This window comes from Flavonifractor sp. An306, assembly GCF_002159455.1.
Lineage (GTDB): Bacteria > Bacillota > Clostridia > Oscillospirales > Oscillospiraceae > Flavonifractor.
Map to the genome: position 1 here is coordinate 1 of NZ_NFIQ01000146.1, position 3,039 is coordinate 3,039.

At 52.5% G+C, this 3,039-nt stretch carries 5 protein-coding genes; all 5 read left to right on the top strand.

Translation table 11 applies throughout. From position 1 onward, the window contains the following. Window positions 1-171 precede the first annotated feature (171 nt). The 5 genes from B5F88_RS18835 (at window position 172) to B5F88_RS18855 (ending at window position 2,907) form a co-directional block, all read left to right on the top strand. Window positions 172-549: a helix-turn-helix transcriptional regulator gene (locus B5F88_RS18835; RefSeq protein WP_022289419.1), complete on the top strand. Its 378-nt coding sequence runs from the start codon at window positions 172-174 to the stop codon at window positions 547-549. A 160-nt stretch (window positions 550-709) separates the two neighbouring features. Then, window positions 710-1,249 carry a metallophosphoesterase family protein gene (locus tag B5F88_RS18840; RefSeq protein ID WP_087936970.1) on the top strand — a complete coding sequence of 180 codons (540 nt, stop codon included), beginning with the start codon at window positions 710-712 and terminating at the stop codon, window positions 1,247-1,249. Further along, entirely contained in the window at window positions 1,246-1,809 is a 564-nt protein-coding gene (locus tag B5F88_RS18845; RefSeq protein ID WP_087936971.1) for a metallophosphoesterase, read from the top strand. Before B5F88_RS18840 ends, B5F88_RS18845 begins: the two co-directional genes overlap by 4 nt. Window positions 1,810-1,841: 32 nt before the next feature. Further along, window positions 1,842-2,690: a hypothetical protein gene (locus B5F88_RS18850; RefSeq protein ID WP_087936972.1), complete on the top strand. Its 849-nt coding sequence runs from the start codon at window positions 1,842-1,844 to the stop codon at window positions 2,688-2,690. Then, window positions 2,683-2,907, top strand: coding sequence for a hypothetical protein (locus B5F88_RS18855; protein ID WP_087936973.1), 225 nt, complete (start codon window positions 2,683-2,685; stop codon window positions 2,905-2,907). The genes B5F88_RS18850 and B5F88_RS18855 overlap by 8 nt, the downstream gene beginning before the upstream one ends. Window positions 2,908-3,039: the final 132 nt, after the last annotated feature.

The window sequence follows — 3,039 nt, forward strand, 5'->3', positions numbered from 1 at the left end:
CTGGCTCTCGGTCAAATCATGTTCCGTCATCGGCTTCCCCCCTCAAATATATTCTCCAGATTATCTATTTCTAAGAGTATATCAACTTGAGGTGAAATTGATATAAGGCTGAGTTGATGATATAATCTAAACACTATAATAAGACTGCAAAATTTTTTTGGAGGTCTTATTATGAGCCTGAACTACAAAGTCATTGGAAAACACATCCGTGAAGTCCGTCAGCGCAACCACCTTTCGCAAGCGATGCTCTCTGAACTGGTGGATAAAACGCCATCTTACATCAGCTACATAGAGAGCGGGATCAAGAGCATGAGCCTTGACACCTTTGTGCTTATCGCCAATGCTTTGGGCGTATCTCCCGACCGGCTTTTGATGGAGCAAATCATCAGCACTGAACGGTGCGCCAGCGAAGAAATCGCCCTGCTCCTTTCGGATTGCAGTACCTATGAGATGATGATTCTCCTGGATGTTATAAAATCGCTGAAAGCCTCCTTGAAAGAGCATCAAGGCAGATACGGTAAACCAGATAACTTTGATTTTACCGTCTGAACCTGAGAAAGCAATCAACCGGAAGTCACGAGCATTGACTGCCGGTCGATCTATGCCAGTAAAGGTGGATATATTTTTGGAACAGTGGATATGTTTTTGGAAAGTCCCGGATATGGGTCTTCCGAGTTGGTATAATGAGAAAAGAAAGGTGGAATGACCAATGATCTATTACACGGGTGATATCCACGGAGACCCCTATGAGGTCATACAGTTTTGCGACAGCAAGAAGCTGACAGAGCAGGATACTCTGGTTCTGCTTGGAGATGTAGGAGCGAACTACTACCGAAACCGGCGAGACACAGAGATGAAGAGAGTTCTTGCCGCCGTAAAGCCGACGATGCTCTGCATCCACGGCAACCATGAGATCCGGCCGGTCAGCATCTCTTCCTATCGGACGAAGCAGTGGAACGGCGGGACAGTCTGGGTAGAGGAAGCCTTTCCCCGCCTGCTGTTTGCTATGGATGGTGAGATCTTTGATCTGGAAGGTCTCCGACACTTGGTCATCGGCGGAGCTTACAGCGTGGACAAATTCTACCGGCTGGCCAGAGGGTATGGCTGGTGGCCGGACGAACAGCCTTCCCAGGAGATCAAGGACAAGGTTATGAACCTGCCTCGGGAGCGTCAGGATGAACTTGCAATATACTGCCGATGGCAGCCAATCCCAGTTCCCAGGATGAAGAAGGAGGGTGAAACCCCATGATCTTCTTTACCTCTGACCTGCATCTCGGTCACGAAAACTGCATCCGCCTATGCAACCGCCCCTTTTCCAGTATCGAGGAGATGGACGAAACCCTCATCGAAAACTGGAACCGCAAGATCACAGGAAAGGATACCGTCTATATCCTCGGCGACCTTATCTACCGCAACCAAAAGCCGCCGGAGGAATACCTGCGGCGGCTGCGGGGAAAGAAACACCTCATCCTTGGCAATCATGACAGGGGATGGATCAGGAGTTGTCAGACGGAACAGTTCTTTGAAAGCGTCAATAACCTGCTGTATGTCGCAGACGGGAAGCGGCAGTACACCCTCTGCCACTACCCCATGATGTCTTGGCCACACATCATGCGCTGCTACATGGTCTTTGGCCACATCCACGGCAATACCGATGCGGATTACTGGCCGCTCATCCAGGCAAACGAGAGGATGCTGAATGCCGGAGTGGATGTCAATCACTTCGAGCCAGTCACCTTTGAGGAGATGGAGGCCAACAATCTTCTGTATAAAGGTCAGGCGAAACCCGAGCTTGAGGTGCAGCCGTGAGACCTCAAAAGGGCTTTTATGAGGCGGCTCCTGTGGCCAGTTCCATCGCACGGCAGGACTGGACGCACATGATGGAGCGAGCCGAGCGGAGCGGCCTCTCTCTCCAGTCCCAAAAAGGAAGCGCCGGGGTGCTGTTCTCCGTGAGAATCCTCGCTCCCATTTTAGATGGAGGGCTGCGACATATCGTTCTGGCGGCGATCCAGTACAGTCTGGGGCGGCACACCTATATGCCCGGCATAGCTGCAGAATTTACCTGCCGGAACCTGAGCCGTCTTGATGCGGCTGCCCGTTCCGCCGCCGCAGCAAAGATCAGCGAACATTTGAGTCGATATGGAGAGCAGGAGCCATATCCGCAAGTGTGGCACGGCTTAAGCCGAGTGCTTACATCTGGCAAAATCAAAGAATACGATAGGAGGAAAGAAAGGATGCCGATTCTGCAACCTCTGGAAAACATGGAACGCATCTCACGCCAGGCACTGGCAGATGACCTGGATGCCGTGCTGGAACGGATAAGCCGTGAGGATATCGGGCTGGTGATCACCGACGAAGGCAAAGACGACTTGGTTCTCTGCCCTGCCTCATGGTTCAATCTTGACTATGTGGACGATTTTTCCTGCGTCATCAACAGCGCCCTCCGTTATGCCATGCGTACCGAAGATGAGGAGAGTGCGGCGGTCATTCAGTACGCCCGCCGCCACTACCAGCTGTTCGATGACAAGACGCTGTCGGTGGCCGTCGCCGATCTGGAGCGGGAACTGAACCAGCCGATGGCGCCCCTCAAACAACCGCAGGTCTGGAAGGAGCTCCAGGAGCTGTTCCGACAGCGGCTGGACGAGCTGCTGAAGGAATCTCCGGAAGACGAGGAAACGCACCATGGATGAAAAGCGATATGAGCTCGTGGAGATCCAGGTGGACGCAGAGCTTCTGGAACAACTGGAAAAGATAATCGCTCCTATGGGGCTGACGCCAGAAATGCTGATTGTGAAGTTCTTTGAGTTCTGCGCCGATCCCGCGACCCAGGAACTGGCCATCTCCTTGCTTCTGAAATGGAAAGCCGAACAGGAAGCGGAGAGGGGAAAACCGGGAGGGGGACTTTGATGCTATCCAGGGAAACCTTCTGCGAAGCCCTGCGAAAGATCCAAGCGCAAAAGGATCGAGACGAACAGTTCAGTAAGGCACTCGCCATGATGGGAGATGGACATTTCGTCTTTGAGGGCGGAGCGCTGCTTC

Bases quoted from the DNA above. Each gene is read 5' to 3' on its own strand.
- B5F88_RS18845 (WP_087936971.1), top strand. From the start codon at position 1,246: ATGATCTTCTTTACCTCTGACCTGCATCTCGGTCACGAAAACTGCATC.
- B5F88_RS18840 (WP_087936970.1), top strand. From the start codon at position 710: ATGATCTATTACACGGGTGATATCCACGGAGACCCCTATGAGGTCATA.
- B5F88_RS18835 (WP_022289419.1), top strand. From the start codon at position 172: ATGAGCCTGAACTACAAAGTCATTGGAAAACACATCCGTGAAGTCCGT.
- B5F88_RS18855 (WP_087936973.1), top strand. From the start codon at position 2,683: ATGGATGAAAAGCGATATGAGCTCGTGGAGATCCAGGTGGACGCAGAG.